Here is a 13,169-nt window from a genome sequence, read left to right as displayed (position 1 = left end):
AATATAGAAAATGTTCGGATCAGATCTTTATATCTCGTTAATTTTAGGTGTTCTACTTAGTTTAATCTTTGCAGAAAAAACAGGAATCGTACCAGCTGGACTTGTTGTCCCGGGTTATCTGGCACTCGTATTTAACCAGCCAGTCTTCATTTTAATCGTCTTATCTGTCAGCTTGCTTACGTATGTGATCGTTCGCTTTGGCTTATCAAAATTCATGATTTTATACGGACGCAGAAAGTTTGCTGCGATGCTGATTACAGGGATTGCCTTAAAGCTGATATTTGATTTCTTCTATCCAGTGGTCCCATTTGAAATAGCAGAATTCCGCGGAATCGGAATCATCGTCCCTGGATTGATTGCAAATACAATTCAAAAGCAAGGTCTTACAATTACCCTTGGAAGCACGTTACTTCTAAGTGGTGCAACATTTGCCATCATGTATGTTTACTATCTATTTTAAGATAAGGTGTGTCCAATGATGAATAAAAAATTGAGCTTTCAGGAAAAGCTGCTGAAAATCACAAAGAATCAAAAGAAAAAGACGAATAAACACGTACTCATTGCTTTACCGATCGTCATTGCTTGTACATTTCTATTTACGTTTATCGGGAAAGCACAAGTGCCAACTGTACAAAAGAATCCAGAAAACATCCTGACCGCTTCGTTTGTCGGTGACATTATGTTTGGAAGAAACGTAGAGAAAGTAACAGAACGCTATGGAAAAGAGCATCTCTTTCGTTATGCCAAGCCATATTTTGATGTGTCAGATTATGTGACAGGTAACTTTGAGCATCCTGTTGCATCAGATAAGGAACAGGCAGCCCAAAAGAATATTCATTTAAAAACAGATGAAGATTCTGTCCAAGCGTTGAAGGATTTAAATTTCTCTGTCTTAAACTTTGCGAATAACCATGCGGCAGACTATGGTGAAAAAGGGCTGAACAACACGATCAATGCCTTTGAACAAAATGGCATGGATTATACAGGTGCAGGTCGTAACCTCCAAGATGCGAAGCAGAACATTTCGTACAAAGAAGTAAATGGTGTCAAAATTGCTACACTTGGTTTTACAGATGTGTATGGGAAAGATTTCAAAGCAACGAATCGCCAGGCGGGTATTCTGCCAGCCGATCCATCTATCTTTATTCCGATGATTTCGCAGGCTGCTGAAAAGGCAGATCTCGTCGTTGTTCATGCTCACTGGGGACAGGAGTACAACAATGAAGTAAACGACAGACAAAGAGAATTGGCAAGAGCGATGTCTAAGGCCGGAGCTGATATCATTATCGGTGCTCATCCGCACGTCCTTGAACCAATGGAAGTCTATAACGGAACAGCGATTTTCTATAGCCTAGGCAACTTTATTTTTGACCAAGGCTGGTCAAGAACACGTGATTCTGCACTTGTTCAGTATCATCTGAATGAAGATGGAAAAGCGACATTTGAAGTTGTCCCAATGTACATCAAAGAAGCAACACCTGCTCCAGTAAAAGCAGGATCTCTAGAATCAAAAGCCATTATCCGTATGCTGACCAATGGAACGAATGCGGATTGGAAAGAAAAAGACGGACACATTTTCTTTGAAGTAGATCACGCTGATAAAGTTAAAAACTTAAAAGAAAACGGAGGGAAAGAGAAGAAATGAAATTCCTAAAAGCAAGCTGGCCGTTTGTTGCGTTAATTTTAGTCTTTGTCTTTATGTCTGCTTTTAAATTTAGTGACAGTCTGACAGATCACGAAAAACAAAAGATTTCGGTTGAAATGCAGAAAATTGAACAGCAAAAGCAGTCAAAAGCGGAAGCAGGTAAATAACCTAAAAAGGATAAAGGGCACGCACATCGCGTGCTCTTTTTTTGTCGAAAAAGGGTGTAAAATGAAAGGTGTCATGCCGAAACTATAGAAGATTGGAGGGAAAAGATCATGAAATGGAAAGGAATATTGATAGGAGGGTGTGCGCTTGTAGGGCTGATGTTCATGTCTCAATCAGCGGTATCTGCTCAAACACCATCTCTTTTGGAGCAAGCGGAAAAGCTGATTGGAACACCTTATCATAAAGGAGGAACCGATCCAAAAACGGGCTTTGATGCATCTGGGTTTATTCAATATGTGTACAAGACATCCGAAACATTTGATTTGCCGCGGAAGGTAATCGACCAATATCAGATTGGAAAAAAGGTATCATGGGATAAAGCGCAGCCCGGTGACCTTGTGTATTTCCGAAGCCTTGAAGAAACAAAGGATATCCCAACACATGTGGCGTTGTACGCGGGGAACAATCAGGTCATCCACATCACGCTTAGTCAAGGTGTGGTGAAAACAGATGTCAGCAAAAGCAAATATTGGACAGACCGATTTTATGCGGTCAAACGCCTGCCCGGCACGCAAGAAATTTCTGATGATCCTCTTGTGAAAGATGCGCTGACCTATTTAGGAATTCCTTATGAATTTGGAGGAGCAGATCCAAAGACTGGATTCGACTGCTCAGGATTTTTACAGTATTTATTTGAAAAATCACTTGGAATCTATTTACCTCGAAGTGCTGAACAGCAGTGGATCGTTGGAGAAAAAGTGGCATTAGACGATATCCGCCCTGGGGATTTTGTCTTTTTTAGCAACACATATAAGCCCGGAATTTCTCATGTAGGTATGTATATTGGAGGCGACCGCTTTATTCATGCGAGCCGTTCTGAAAGTGTGACAATTTCTTATTTGTCTGAATCGTATTGGCGCGAGAAATGGACAGGTGCAAAACGGTTAACAGATCTGGAGCTTGCGAAAGAGGACCCTATCGTATCAAAAGCCGCTACGTATATTGGTGAAGTCCCTTATGTCAAAGGCGGTACGAACCCAAAGGGAGGATTTGATACAGCAGGGTTCACGCAGTACGTGTATCAAGAAGTGCTTGGCATTGAGCTGCCCCGCTATGCATCAGGTCAAGTCAAAGCAGGTACACCTGTGAAACGTTCTGAACTTCAGCCGGGAGATCTTGTCTTCTTCAGCGGAACATCATTGATGCCGGCGATATATGCAGGATCCAATCAAGTCATTCATGTGACTGTCTCAAACGGTGTTGTCTTAACCAATATGAAAACAAGTACGTACTGGAAGGACAAATATGAAACGGCTGTTAGAATCAAAAAATAAAGAAAAAGCCCGATCAATACTTGTATCGGACTTCTGAACTTCTCTATAGGCGCTGATCAGACAAGCGTCTTTTTTTCATGGAATTGATTTTGTAAAAGAAGATCAATAAAATAAGCGACACCGTCTTCATGATTTCCTTTTGTGATGAAGGTGCTCTTTTCTTTAATGACATCAACAGCATTCCCCATTGCAATGCGGTGGCCTGCTTCTTCAAACATAGAAAGGTCGTTTGGGCTGTCACCAATTGCATAAATATGTGAGCGGTCTACACCATAATGGGCTGCGAGCTTTTTCAGGGCATGTCCTTTTCCAGACTCTTTTGGCAGCACCTCAATAATATGCTTTCCAGACGAGGTCAATGAAAGCTCGGGCATCTCTGCCAGAAGATTTCGTGCTTCGTTCAGTTTGTTCATATCAAAAGAGAAGCAGAGTAATTTATAGGTCGGTTCGTTCGACTCAAAAATCTCACGGATATCATCTACTGGTTTGATGCCAAATTGTTTAAATTGCGTCATGGCTCCTTCCCATAGATCAGCGAGATCCTCATTTGGGTTTGCGCTTTTGATCAGATCAAATTCTGCTTTCAGCTTCTCTTTTCCATCAAAAGGAGAGAGGAGAGCATCATCTGTATAGACTTCAAAGTAAATGTTTCGTTCCACTAATGCCTTTGCAGCCCGCTTGCCCGCTTCTTGGTCCAATGTGATACGGCTGAAGAGTTCGTATCCTTCTGTATGGACAGTCCCGCCGTTTGCCGCAATAATGGGGATGTCCAAATCACCAAGCAGCTCCTTTACATCAAAAGTTGCCCGCCCTGTACAGATGGTCACAATATATCCAGCTTCCTTTGCACGAATCAATGCCTCACGGTTTTGAGCGGATATTTCACTTTTTGTATTTAAGAGTGTACCGTCTAAATCAATCGCAATCATTTTTTTCATCGCTGTCAAATCCTCCTTCATTCATGCAATAGCCTCTTCAAAGTATGTACGATTTTCTTCATTCTCATAAAAAAGGAAGGTTGATTCCTCTCTATCAAGGCTAAACAAAAATGAGTGAATGATCAAGGAAATAAGAAAAAGCGCCCCTTAGGGACGCTTCCAGCGTGTAGACAAACCCTCGCACTCCGTGTCAGGTCTGCGCTCCGGTACTCACGAATCTCAAATTCGCTCTGTTCCGGTGCTCGCCCTTCCTAGATTGCAAAGGTTTTCTATCACGCTGAAAAGAAGACAAAGGGCTAAAATCAAGATCATTTTAGCCCTTTGTCAACAATCTAAAAGCGCCCCAAAGGGACGCTTTTATTTATGATAATTCAAGCTGCTTCTTCAATTCTGTTTTTACTTCGTTCAGCTGGTTTTGATCCAATTGGAAATAATAAACGCCGTTTGGCTGGTAATCAGATCCTTTAAGCTGAATGGTATCAACCGATTTCAATGAAGTCAGAAGCGGGAAAAGACCGACTAACTCCTTCATAGAAAGGGTGGTTGATACATTATCACCGAGTGTATCAATGATATTGTCGTATGACGGAATAGACGTTAATGATTTTGATTTATCAAAAATGGCTTTTAACACTTCCATTTGTCGCTGCCCACGCATTAAGTCACTATCTGCTTTTCTCGTTCTCACATATGCGAGCGCTTGATCACCATCTAGTGTATGAGTTCCAGTTTGAAGCACAACCTTGCCTTTTGTATCCTTTTTAATCTGTTTCACAAGATACTCATCTTTGATGTTAATAGGAACACCGTTTAATTCGTTGACGATTTCTTTAAACGCTACGAAATTACTTTGGATGACAAAATCGACCGGAATATCAAGTAAATCTTCAACTGTGCTCACTGTTAAATCTGCACCGCCAAATGCGTGTGCGTGAGTAATTTTATCAAAACCGTGTCCTGGAATATTAACGTATGAGTCCCTAGGAATGCTTAATAATTTAACGGTTTTATTTGTGCGGTTAATGGTTGCCAAAACCATTGCGTCACTTCGTGCTTGTTTCACTGTTTCGCCCGGTCTGCTGTCAATTCCAAGCAGCAAGACAGAAAAGCTGTCTTTTCCTGGATCGAATGCTTCAATCCGTTTCACAGATTGGGCGCCGCGATCAAGAGATACTTGAGCCTTTTTGGCAGCATTTGTTATTTTATAATAGGCATAGCCTGTGACTGAAGCAGTTGTCAGTAAAAGAATACTAATGATAAAAAGAGTGACTTTCACCCATGGTTTTAAACGCTTTTTTCCTTTGCGTTTACTTCGTGATTGATCCATATATTTTAAACCCTCGCTATGATTTTATAGTAAAGATGTCCTTCTTTCTGCTTACAAACTAAAACAAATATACCTTAAAACGGGATATAGTGCGACATTTTTTTCACTAACGCTTAATTGACGTTTTCTTCTCGTAAAAAGTTTCAAAGATACACAAATGAAATATATTTGTCATAAAACATCGAAATGTTTGAAATGACAGGAAGTGAGGAAAATGACTTTTCATAAGAGTACAGAGACAAAAGTGGGGTTATGTATATGAAAAATCGGAATGGATGGCTTTATTTCTTCGGCGCCCTTGGCGGTGCTTTATATGGCTATGATACAGGTGTCATCTCTGGCGCCATCTTATTTATGAAAGAGGATTTAGGTTTAAATGCGTTTACAGAGGGGCTTGTCGTCAGCTCGATTTTAATCGGGGCGATGCTCGGTTCCTCTCTTTCTGGAAAGCTGACAGACCAATTTGGGCGGAAAAAAGCCATCATCGCCGCAGCTATTTTGTTTATTATCGGCGGATTTGGTACAGCTCTTGCACCGAATACAGAAGTGATGGTCTTATTCCGAATTGTGCTAGGGCTCGCTGTCGGGTGCTCGACAACGATTGTTCCATTATATTTATCTGAACTTGCGCCAAAGGAATCACGAGGGGCACTGTCCTCTTTAAACCAGCTCATGATCACATTTGGTATTCTTCTTGCCTATATTGTGAACTACGCTTTAGCAGATGCAGAGGCATGGCGCTTGATGCTTGGAATTGCAGTTGTTCCTTCTGTTCTATTATTATTCGGGATTTTGTTTATGCCCGAAAGTCCTCGCTGGCTGTTTGTCCACGGACAGGCTGACCGTGCGAAGAAGATATTATCTCAACTCAGAAAAAGTAAGCAAGAAGTGGAAGAAGAAATTTCAGATATTCAAAAGGCGGAAAGTGAAGAGAAAGGCGGTTTTAAGGAATTATTTGAGCCGTGGGTACGCCCAGCATTGATTGCCGGTGTCGGCCTAGCCTTTCTGCAGCAGTTCATCGGTACAAATACGATCATTTACTATGCACCAAAAACATTCACAAGTGTTGGCTTTGGGAATTCAGCAGCGATTTTAGGAACTGTTGGAATTGGTGCAGTGAATGTCATTATGACGTTTGTTGCCATTAAAATCATTGACCGTGTAGGGCGTAAAGCGCTGCTCCTATTTGGGAATGCAGGAATGGTCCTTAGTTTAATTGTCCTGTCAGTGGTCAACCGATTTTTTGAAGGTTCAACAGCTGCAGGATGGACAACCGTTATTTGTTTAGGTCTCTTTATCGTCATCTTTGCTGTCAGCTGGGGGCCAGTCGTTTGGGTGATGCTCCCAGAGCTGTTCCCAGTACATGTCAGGGGAATCGGTACAGGTGTCTCGACCTTCCTTCTTCATACAGGAAATTTAATCATCTCGCTGACATTCCCAGCTTTATTAAGCGCGATTGGTATCAGTAATCTTTTCCTCATCTATGCGGTCATTGGCGTAGGCGCCTTCTTATTTGTGAAATACTTGGTGACCGAAACGAAGGGGAAAAGTCTTGAAGAAATCGAAGAAGATTTAAAAAAGAGAAATCGTGCCGTCGCAAGTGGCGAAGGAAAAACGGTATGAACAATGGCCAGCTGCTGTGTGCAGCTGGCTTTTCTATGTTAAACAAACGTTTAATCAAGAAAGGACATTCCCTCATCTTCTGAACGTGCTGCCTATCACATACATATGGAACAGGCGGGTGAAAGGTGGAAATGAGATGAAAGGGAAAACAAGCATTGTCATGCTGACGTACAACGAACTGCAATTAACGAAAACATGTATCGAGAGCATTAAACAGCATACGAACAGCGGCCAATATGAACTCATCGTCGTCGATAATGCGTCAACTGATGGCACGAAGGAATATGTAAGAGAGCTGGATGATGTGATTTTCATTGATAATGAAGAGAATAAAGGTTTTGCAAAGGGATGTAATCAAGGGGCAAAAAAAGCTTCAGGAGACAGCATTCTCTTTTTAAATAATGACACGATCGTGACGGAAAATTGGCTCCCTCCATTAAAAGAGGCGCTATTCGCTTCAGAACAGATTGGGATGGTGGGGCCCGTCTCTAATTATGTAAGCGGCCCTCAGATGGTCCAGCCATCGTATACAGATGTGAAGGAGCTCCCAGCCTTTGCTAAGGAGTATACGTCTAAGAGAAAAGGTCAGAGAACTTATGTGCACCGGCTTGTAGGGTTTTGCTTGCTCGTGAAAAGAAAGCTGATCGAGGATGTGGGGTTATTTGATGAGCGGTTTGTATATGGATCGTTTGAGGATGACGATCTATGTTTGCGGTCATTATTAAAAGGATATCAGCTGCAAATTGTGCATGATTCCTTTGTGCATCATCATGGTCATGCTACCTTCAATGCCAATCAAGAAACGAACATCTCTACACTGTTTACTGAGAATAGACTTCGATTTTTAGATAAGTGGGGCATAGATCTAAATTTGATCACTCCTCATCCGTATTTTGCGGAATTACTCCCTGAGGACGCTGCTCGCGTGCTGGATGTTGGGTGCGGAGCTGGCGCAACTGGGCTTGAACTGATGAATCGGCAGTCTGTACACATGTACGGGGTAGAGGCAGATACATTAAAAGCAGCGGTCGCAAAGGCGTATTATGAAGAAGTCTTCGAGGCAAATGCAGATGAATACCCATGGTCAGAAAAAGAGGCCTTTTTTGATGCGGTCATTTTTTCAGATGTTTTAGAGCATGTGTCAGATCCTTGGCACATCATTGAGCAAGCGCACGCCTCTTTAAAGCCAGGCGGCGTCATCATTTGCTGCCTGCCTAACATGATGCATGCAGAGGTGCTTCTTCCTTTGATGACAGGTGATTTTACTTATCAAGATGTAGGAATCTTAGACCGAACCCATATGCGGTTCTTCACACCAAACACCATGCGTGCGCTTTTCCCAGACCAATTATTTGAACGCGTGATCGAGCAGCGGATTAATGTGCAGATTGATCAAAACGTCCAATTGTTTTTTGACGAAGTGGCAAGAATAGGAGCATCACTTGGCTTTCAAACAAAAGCGTTGTCTGATCAAGTGACTTTGTATCAGCTTCTCATTGTCGTACGTAAAAAAGGCGGCTCTCTTTTGGGATAACCGCCTTTTTGTATTACCATTTGAAGCTTTTCGTTGCACCTTCTGCACCAAAGTTCAAGATGCTCACTTTGATGTCATACGTTATGTCTGCTTCTTGAAATAGTTTGTCCCATTCATCTCGATGCTGATCCCAATATTCAGGATACTTAATACGAAACTGCCGGCTAAAAAAAATAGGATCAACACCTACTTCATGTTGCATATGACTGACCGTTTTTTGTATGCGCTCTTTAATTTTATGAGAAAAAATCTTCTCAAATCGTTTAATGTACTGTTCATCGTATGAGTTTTCCGGGGGATATTGATCCTCTGACAATTTTCCATTTGTTTGTACACTAACGTTAAATGAAACCTTTCCGTCTTTCAGGTAGGGTTCAATCTTGGTTTTGGCTTTCTTAATTTCATACGTAATCGGAAAGCCTTTATAGGTGGCAGGTACAACGCCGCCTGCGATACGGTCCATCACCCAGTTTAAATATTGTACATCCTGTGCAGAGATGAAACCGATCAGCTTTCTTGTTTTTCCGTGAATGATACCTGCCCCATCATAAATAAGTTCACCGTCTACCGCATCTACACTTTGTACAAGGAAGCTAATGCCCATCTGGAAATAATCAGATGCCCGGCCAATACGTGTTGGCAGTGCGATCTTCCCGTTAAAGCTTCGGTTTTTGGATGTTTCGAAGATATGTTCAACCGGAACCTTTTGCTGTGATTTCAATTTTTGATTGATGACTTTTGACGCTTCACCTCGTGACACGAGGAGATAGCTGCTGCGCCGAACCTCATCATCTCGAATAAAATGATTGAGTGTTCCTTGAATATCGTGATGCTCCGCCTGGGTTTTGCCGAACAAGAAGATTTTCAGGTGATCACTATAGATCGGCGGGTCCTTCAAGGCGACATTACTGACAGCCTCCAGCACATTTTTTCCCTTCGAGACGACATTCACATAGCCGGGAGAATCGGCTTCTTGTGTTCCGCCTGTTTTCGGTACAAGGTTTTGATAGGTCAGCTTAACTCCATTCTCATCTTGTTCATCAATGCCAACACCGCGTACAAACGATAGTTTTTCAATATCCTTTAAGTCCCAGCAGCCTGCTGATAGAAGGAAAAGAAAGCAGGATAAAAAGAATAAAAGTACACGTCTTCCTCTCATGCAGAACGACCTCCCCATTTTTTGCGTATCATCAGCAGGACAGCTGTAATAAAAGGAATGGCTAAAACCGCGAACAATGCGTAGCCAAGTAAAGTAGAGTAGTAAAAGACTTCATTGATATTTCTTGGAAAAAGTGAGAGTGCTGATGTAATTAAAAATAACAGCCATAGCAGTCTCGTTATATTGGTTGTTTTAAAAACGGTGAAGCAGCCTTTAATCGCAAACTGGAAAAAGCCCAGCATACAAATGAACTGCTGGCACGTCCAAATTGTCAGCAAGAAAATATCAAAACGTTCGATAAACACCCCTTCAAGTTCAAGCGCTTGTATAAGGGAAACCGTCGGCCAAGTGAGAGATTTCGTTTCACCAACGGTCATGGAGCCAATCACTATAAAGAGGGTGAGGGAATATACAAGAGAAGTAATTCCAACCCCGATCGCAGCCGCCCATTTTGCCTTAGACCATTTGTCTTTATAAATGAGCGGGACAACAAACAAAATCACTTCAAACCCTGTAAATTGAATAAAGGTTTGAGAGAACAGATTACTAAAATCTTTAAAACCATGCGCCATCACAGGGCGCAAATAATCAAAATCAAATATTTTTAAACAAAACAGCATGAGCGCTATGTAAATGACCATGGTGATCGGATAAATATAGGTCACCATTTTGACGACTGGAAAGATACCGCTTTTCAAATGATAGATCGCCACAAGTAGAAAAATCATGACAATCACGGTCATGGGAGTCGATTGCAGCAGGAAAAACTGAACCACTTCGCCGAGAACACGTGCCTCAAAGCCGACAATGCCTAGTAAATAGGCGATCAGCATTAAATTAAAGATCGTGCCAAAAAATGCTCCTGCTCCTTTTGTATTTGACTCAAAAATGGTGTCTGGTGCATTCTTTTCGGCAATCCACCCCAACAAAAAAGCAACGAAAGCAAAGATGACTCCCTGTATTAATACAATGATCCAGCCATCAGGGTATCCTGAATTGGCAGAACTGCGTGGAATGGTTAAAATTCCAGCGCCTATCATTGTAGAGCTGCAGAGGATGGTGACTTGTAACAATGATAGCCTTTCAGGTCTGTACATCGTTTAATCTCCTTGTCTTTTGAGATTTTTTATTTTTGCTGTTTTCGGTCTGGATTTAAATAGCCCGATTGGTAAACGAACGTACGTATCCTTTAGATCTGAAAACGGTGAAGAAAGCACTGGTGTGAAATAGTCAAAACCAAAGGTCTTTAATTGCATCAAGTGACAAAGCACAAATAAATAACACATGATTAAGCCGTATAATCCAAACAATGCTGAACTAAAAATCGCCATAAACCGCAAAATACGCAGTGGAAAACTAAAGTCATATGACGGTGCTGTGAAATCAGCGAGTGCGGTCAGTGACACAATAATCACCATTAAGGCACTGACGATATTGGCTTGGACAGCTGCCTGACCAATAATTACGCCGCCAATGAGCCCAATTGTCTGTCCGATGGCTCTTGGAAGCCGTAGTCCAGCTTCCCGCAGCAGCTCTATCGTAAAAGACATGAGAATGGCTTCGACAACAGGAGGGAAAGGAACATTCTGCCTGCTGCCTGCGATGGTGAGTGCCATTCTTGTCGGTAATAAACCGGGATGATAAGAGACAAGTGCAATATAAAGCCCGGGTAAAAAAATCGTGAGCAGCACGGCAATATAACGAAGTAAACGTAAAAGAGTCGCGCTTGTCCACCTCTGATAATAATCTTCCGGAGATTGCATTAAAGCTGTAAGTGTCATAGGTAAAATAAGGGCAAAAGGAGTCCCATCGAGCAAAATGGAGACTTTTCCTTCAAGCACAGATGCTATCACCCGGTCAGGACGTTCTGTGTTTTGAATCTGTGGAAAAATGGAGATGTGACTGTCCTCAATCAGCTGTTCAATATAGCCGGTTTCAGGGATGTCATCCATTTTAATTTCGGTCATGCGCGATAGAACATCTTCTACTAGTTTAGGATCAGCAATATCGCGAACATACACAAGAGCAGCGGACTTTTTATTGCGAGTACCTATACTCACCTTTTGAATCACAAGATGAGGGTCGTTTGCCCGTTCACGAAGTAAAGCCGTGTTTTTTTCAAGATTCTCAATAAAGCCGATCCTCGGTCCTCTTACAAGAACTTCAGATTGCGGCTCTTCTACTTCTCTAAATTGAAAAAGATTCGTATGGAGCGCAAGCGCTTGAGCCGCTCCATCTACAAATAAAATAGCCTTGCCGCTATATAACTGCTCGATGGCAAGGTTCATATCATCCAGCACATCATTTTGAATGCCAAAGAACGTTTTTGAAAGGGAGGGAAGTGTAGTAGAACCAACCTCAGTGATGTCCAGTTCCTTTTGCATTGGTGAAATGATTTGCTTAGAAAGCATCTCAAATTCTGTGAGTCCTTCAACGTACACGAGACATGCAGAAATAGTGGAAGGACCAAATGAAAAAGAGTGGAACACGATATCATCACTTCTTCCGGCAAAGCTTTTGACACGCTTAATGACGGACGCTATATCTTGTTCAATACGACTTTTCATAATACCTCACCCTCATCACATGTTTTTTATAGAGTGACTCGGAAGGTGGAGAATTATGCAAATAGAAAAAAGAGAATCCCCGAATAGGAATTCTCTCGTTTGTTTATCTTGCAAGCCAGCCGCCATCAACGGCTAAAATGTGGCCGTTCATATAATCAGAAGCTGGTGAGCTAAGGAAAACAGCCGCACCGGCTAGATCCTCAGGCTTTCCCCAGCGCCCAGCCGGGATTCGTTTGAGAATCTCTTCATTTCGATTTTCATCGTCACGAATGGCTTGTGTGTTATTGGTCGCAATATACCCAGGCGCAATCGCATTCACCTGAATATGCTGCTGCGCCCATTCGTTTGCAAAAGCTTTCGTCAGCCCTGCGACAGCATGCTTACTTGCTGTATAGGCGGGAACAAAGACGCCGCCTTGAAATGATAGAAGGGAGGCGATATTGACGATTTTCCCTTGCCCATTTTTCAGCATCTGCTGTCCAACCTTTTGCGTGAGGAAAAAGAGACTGTTGATATTCACATCCATGACCGTATGCCAATCTTCCTCTGAATAGTGAGCCGCCTGCTCTCTTTTAATGGTTCCAGCATTATTGATTAAAATATCAATCGTATGCTTCTTTAATATGGCATCGACAGCCTGCTTTGCAGACTGAGGATTAGAAAAGTCAACCTGAACCGCATGAAATGATCGGCCTGCCTGTTCGACTAGCGCCTTTGTTTCTTCAAGCGGTGTGTGATGGTACGTACCGATGATATCTGCACCTGATTGGGCAAGCGCCACGGCAATGCCTTGCCCAATGCCGGTTCCAGGACCTGTCACAAGGGCTGTTTTTCCTTCAAGGGAAAAGAGGGACGCTGCATATGAAGTTGTCATCAT

Annotated in this window: 12 protein-coding genes; 6 read left to right on the top strand and 6 right to left on the bottom strand. The window is 42.3% G+C overall.

Annotated features, from left to right (window positions below; translation table 11 throughout):
- The first annotated feature begins 10 nt into the window (after window positions 1-10).
- The 4 genes from pgsC (at window position 11) to MHH61_RS06530 (ending at window position 3,144) form a co-directional block, all read left to right on the top strand.
- Window positions 11-460 carry a poly-gamma-glutamate biosynthesis protein PgsC gene (pgsC, locus tag MHH61_RS06545; protein WP_024426301.1) on the top strand — a complete coding sequence of 150 codons (450 nt, stop codon included), beginning with the start codon at window positions 11-13 and terminating at the stop codon, window positions 458-460.
- Window positions 461-478: 18 nt separating this feature from the next.
- The gene (locus MHH61_RS06540; RefSeq protein WP_024426300.1) at window positions 479-1,645 is read left to right on the top strand and encodes a CapA family protein; all 1,167 of its coding nucleotides are present in this window, start codon (window positions 479-481) and stop codon (window positions 1,643-1,645) included.
- Complete coding sequence (locus tag MHH61_RS06535) at window positions 1,642-1,812, top strand: hypothetical protein (protein WP_087976066.1); 171 nt, start codon at window positions 1,642-1,644, stop codon at window positions 1,810-1,812. Before MHH61_RS06540 ends, MHH61_RS06535 begins: the two co-directional genes overlap by 4 nt.
- 108 nt (window positions 1,813-1,920) lie before the next feature.
- Window positions 1,921-3,144 carry a C40 family peptidase gene (locus MHH61_RS06530; protein ID WP_024426299.1) on the top strand — a complete coding sequence of 408 codons (1,224 nt, stop codon included), beginning with the start codon at window positions 1,921-1,923 and terminating at the stop codon, window positions 3,142-3,144.
- Between the two features lie 56 nt (window positions 3,145-3,200).
- Here MHH61_RS06530 and MHH61_RS06525 read toward each other — a convergent pair whose 3' ends face one another.
- Both MHH61_RS06525 and MHH61_RS06520 read right to left on the bottom strand, forming a co-directional pair.
- Window positions 3,201-4,082 carry a Cof-type HAD-IIB family hydrolase gene (locus tag MHH61_RS06525; RefSeq protein ID WP_024426298.1) on the bottom strand — a complete coding sequence of 294 codons (882 nt, stop codon included), beginning with the start codon at window positions 4,080-4,082 and terminating at the stop codon, window positions 3,201-3,203.
- A gap of 361 nt (window positions 4,083-4,443) precedes the next feature.
- Window positions 4,444-5,409: an LCP family protein gene (locus MHH61_RS06520; RefSeq protein WP_025093927.1), complete on the bottom strand. Its 966-nt coding sequence runs from the start codon at window positions 5,407-5,409 to the stop codon at window positions 4,444-4,446.
- A 258-nt stretch (window positions 5,410-5,667) separates the two neighbouring features.
- Between MHH61_RS06520 and MHH61_RS06515 the strand changes: the two genes are divergently transcribed.
- Entirely contained in the window at window positions 5,668-7,032 is a 1,365-nt protein-coding gene (locus MHH61_RS06515) for a sugar porter family MFS transporter (RefSeq protein ID WP_101676542.1), read from the top strand.
- 136 nt (window positions 7,033-7,168) lie between these two features.
- The gene (locus tag MHH61_RS06510; RefSeq protein ID WP_125586244.1) at window positions 7,169-8,566 is read left to right on the top strand and encodes a bifunctional glycosyltransferase family 2 protein/class I SAM-dependent methyltransferase; all 1,398 of its coding nucleotides are present in this window, start codon (window positions 7,169-7,171) and stop codon (window positions 8,564-8,566) included.
- A gap of 13 nt (window positions 8,567-8,579) precedes the next feature.
- On the opposite strand, the gene MHH61_RS06505 is transcribed toward MHH61_RS06510, so the two are convergent.
- The 4 genes from MHH61_RS06505 to kduD form a co-directional block, all read right to left on the bottom strand.
- Window positions 8,580-9,725: a Ger(x)C family spore germination protein gene (locus MHH61_RS06505; RefSeq protein ID WP_125585901.1), complete on the bottom strand. Its 1,146-nt coding sequence runs from the start codon at window positions 9,723-9,725 to the stop codon at window positions 8,580-8,582.
- Window positions 9,722-10,822 (bottom strand): GerAB/ArcD/ProY family transporter, encoded by a 1,101-nt coding sequence (locus MHH61_RS06500; RefSeq protein ID WP_125585903.1) that lies wholly within the window; start codon window positions 10,820-10,822, stop codon window positions 9,722-9,724. Before MHH61_RS06500 ends, MHH61_RS06505 begins: the two co-directional genes overlap by 4 nt.
- 3 nt (window positions 10,823-10,825) lie before the next feature.
- Window positions 10,826-12,292 carry a spore germination protein gene (locus MHH61_RS06495; protein WP_024426293.1) on the bottom strand — a complete coding sequence of 489 codons (1,467 nt, stop codon included), beginning with the start codon at window positions 12,290-12,292 and terminating at the stop codon, window positions 10,826-10,828.
- A gap of 103 nt (window positions 12,293-12,395) precedes the next feature.
- Entirely contained in the window at window positions 12,396-13,169 is a 774-nt protein-coding gene (kduD, locus tag MHH61_RS06490) for a 2-dehydro-3-deoxy-D-gluconate 5-dehydrogenase KduD (protein ID WP_125585905.1), read from the bottom strand.

Origin of the sequence: Bacillus sp. FSL K6-3154 (assembly GCF_040869395.1) — a bacterium.
Lineage (GTDB): Bacteria > Bacillota > Bacilli > Bacillales > Bacillaceae > Bacillus > Bacillus safensis.
The sequence above is the reverse complement of the archived record's forward strand: the minus strand, read 5'-3'. Positions and strand labels throughout refer to the sequence as shown.

Excerpts from the sequence above, each read along its gene's own strand:
- MHH61_RS06525 (WP_024426298.1), bottom strand. The coding sequence starts at position 4,082 with ATGAAAAAAATGATTGCGATTGATTTAGACGGTACACTCTTAAATACA.
- MHH61_RS06535 (WP_087976066.1), top strand. The coding sequence starts at position 1,642 with ATGAAATTCCTAAAAGCAAGCTGGCCGTTTGTTGCGTTAATTTTAGTC.
- MHH61_RS06510 (WP_125586244.1), top strand. The coding sequence starts at position 7,169 with ATGAAAGGGAAAACAAGCATTGTCATGCTGACGTACAACGAACTGCAA.
- MHH61_RS06500 (WP_125585903.1), bottom strand. The coding sequence starts at position 10,822 with ATGTACAGACCTGAAAGGCTATCATTGTTACAAGTCACCATCCTCTGC.
- pgsC (WP_024426301.1), top strand. The coding sequence starts at position 11 with ATGTTCGGATCAGATCTTTATATCTCGTTAATTTTAGGTGTTCTACTT.
- MHH61_RS06505 (WP_125585901.1), bottom strand. The coding sequence starts at position 9,725 with ATGAGAGGAAGACGTGTACTTTTATTCTTTTTATCCTGCTTTCTTTTC.
- MHH61_RS06515 (WP_101676542.1), top strand. The coding sequence starts at position 5,668 with ATGAAAAATCGGAATGGATGGCTTTATTTCTTCGGCGCCCTTGGCGGT.
- MHH61_RS06520 (WP_025093927.1), bottom strand. The coding sequence starts at position 5,409 with ATGGATCAATCACGAAGTAAACGCAAAGGAAAAAAGCGTTTAAAACCA.
- MHH61_RS06530 (WP_024426299.1), top strand. The coding sequence starts at position 1,921 with ATGAAATGGAAAGGAATATTGATAGGAGGGTGTGCGCTTGTAGGGCTG.
- MHH61_RS06495 (WP_024426293.1), bottom strand. The coding sequence starts at position 12,292 with ATGAAAAGTCGTATTGAACAAGATATAGCGTCCGTCATTAAGCGTGTC.
- MHH61_RS06540 (WP_024426300.1), top strand. The coding sequence starts at position 479 with ATGAATAAAAAATTGAGCTTTCAGGAAAAGCTGCTGAAAATCACAAAG.
- kduD (WP_125585905.1), bottom strand. The coding sequence starts at position 13,169 with ATGATGACAACTTCATATGCAGCGTCCCTCTTTTCCCTTGAAGGAAAA.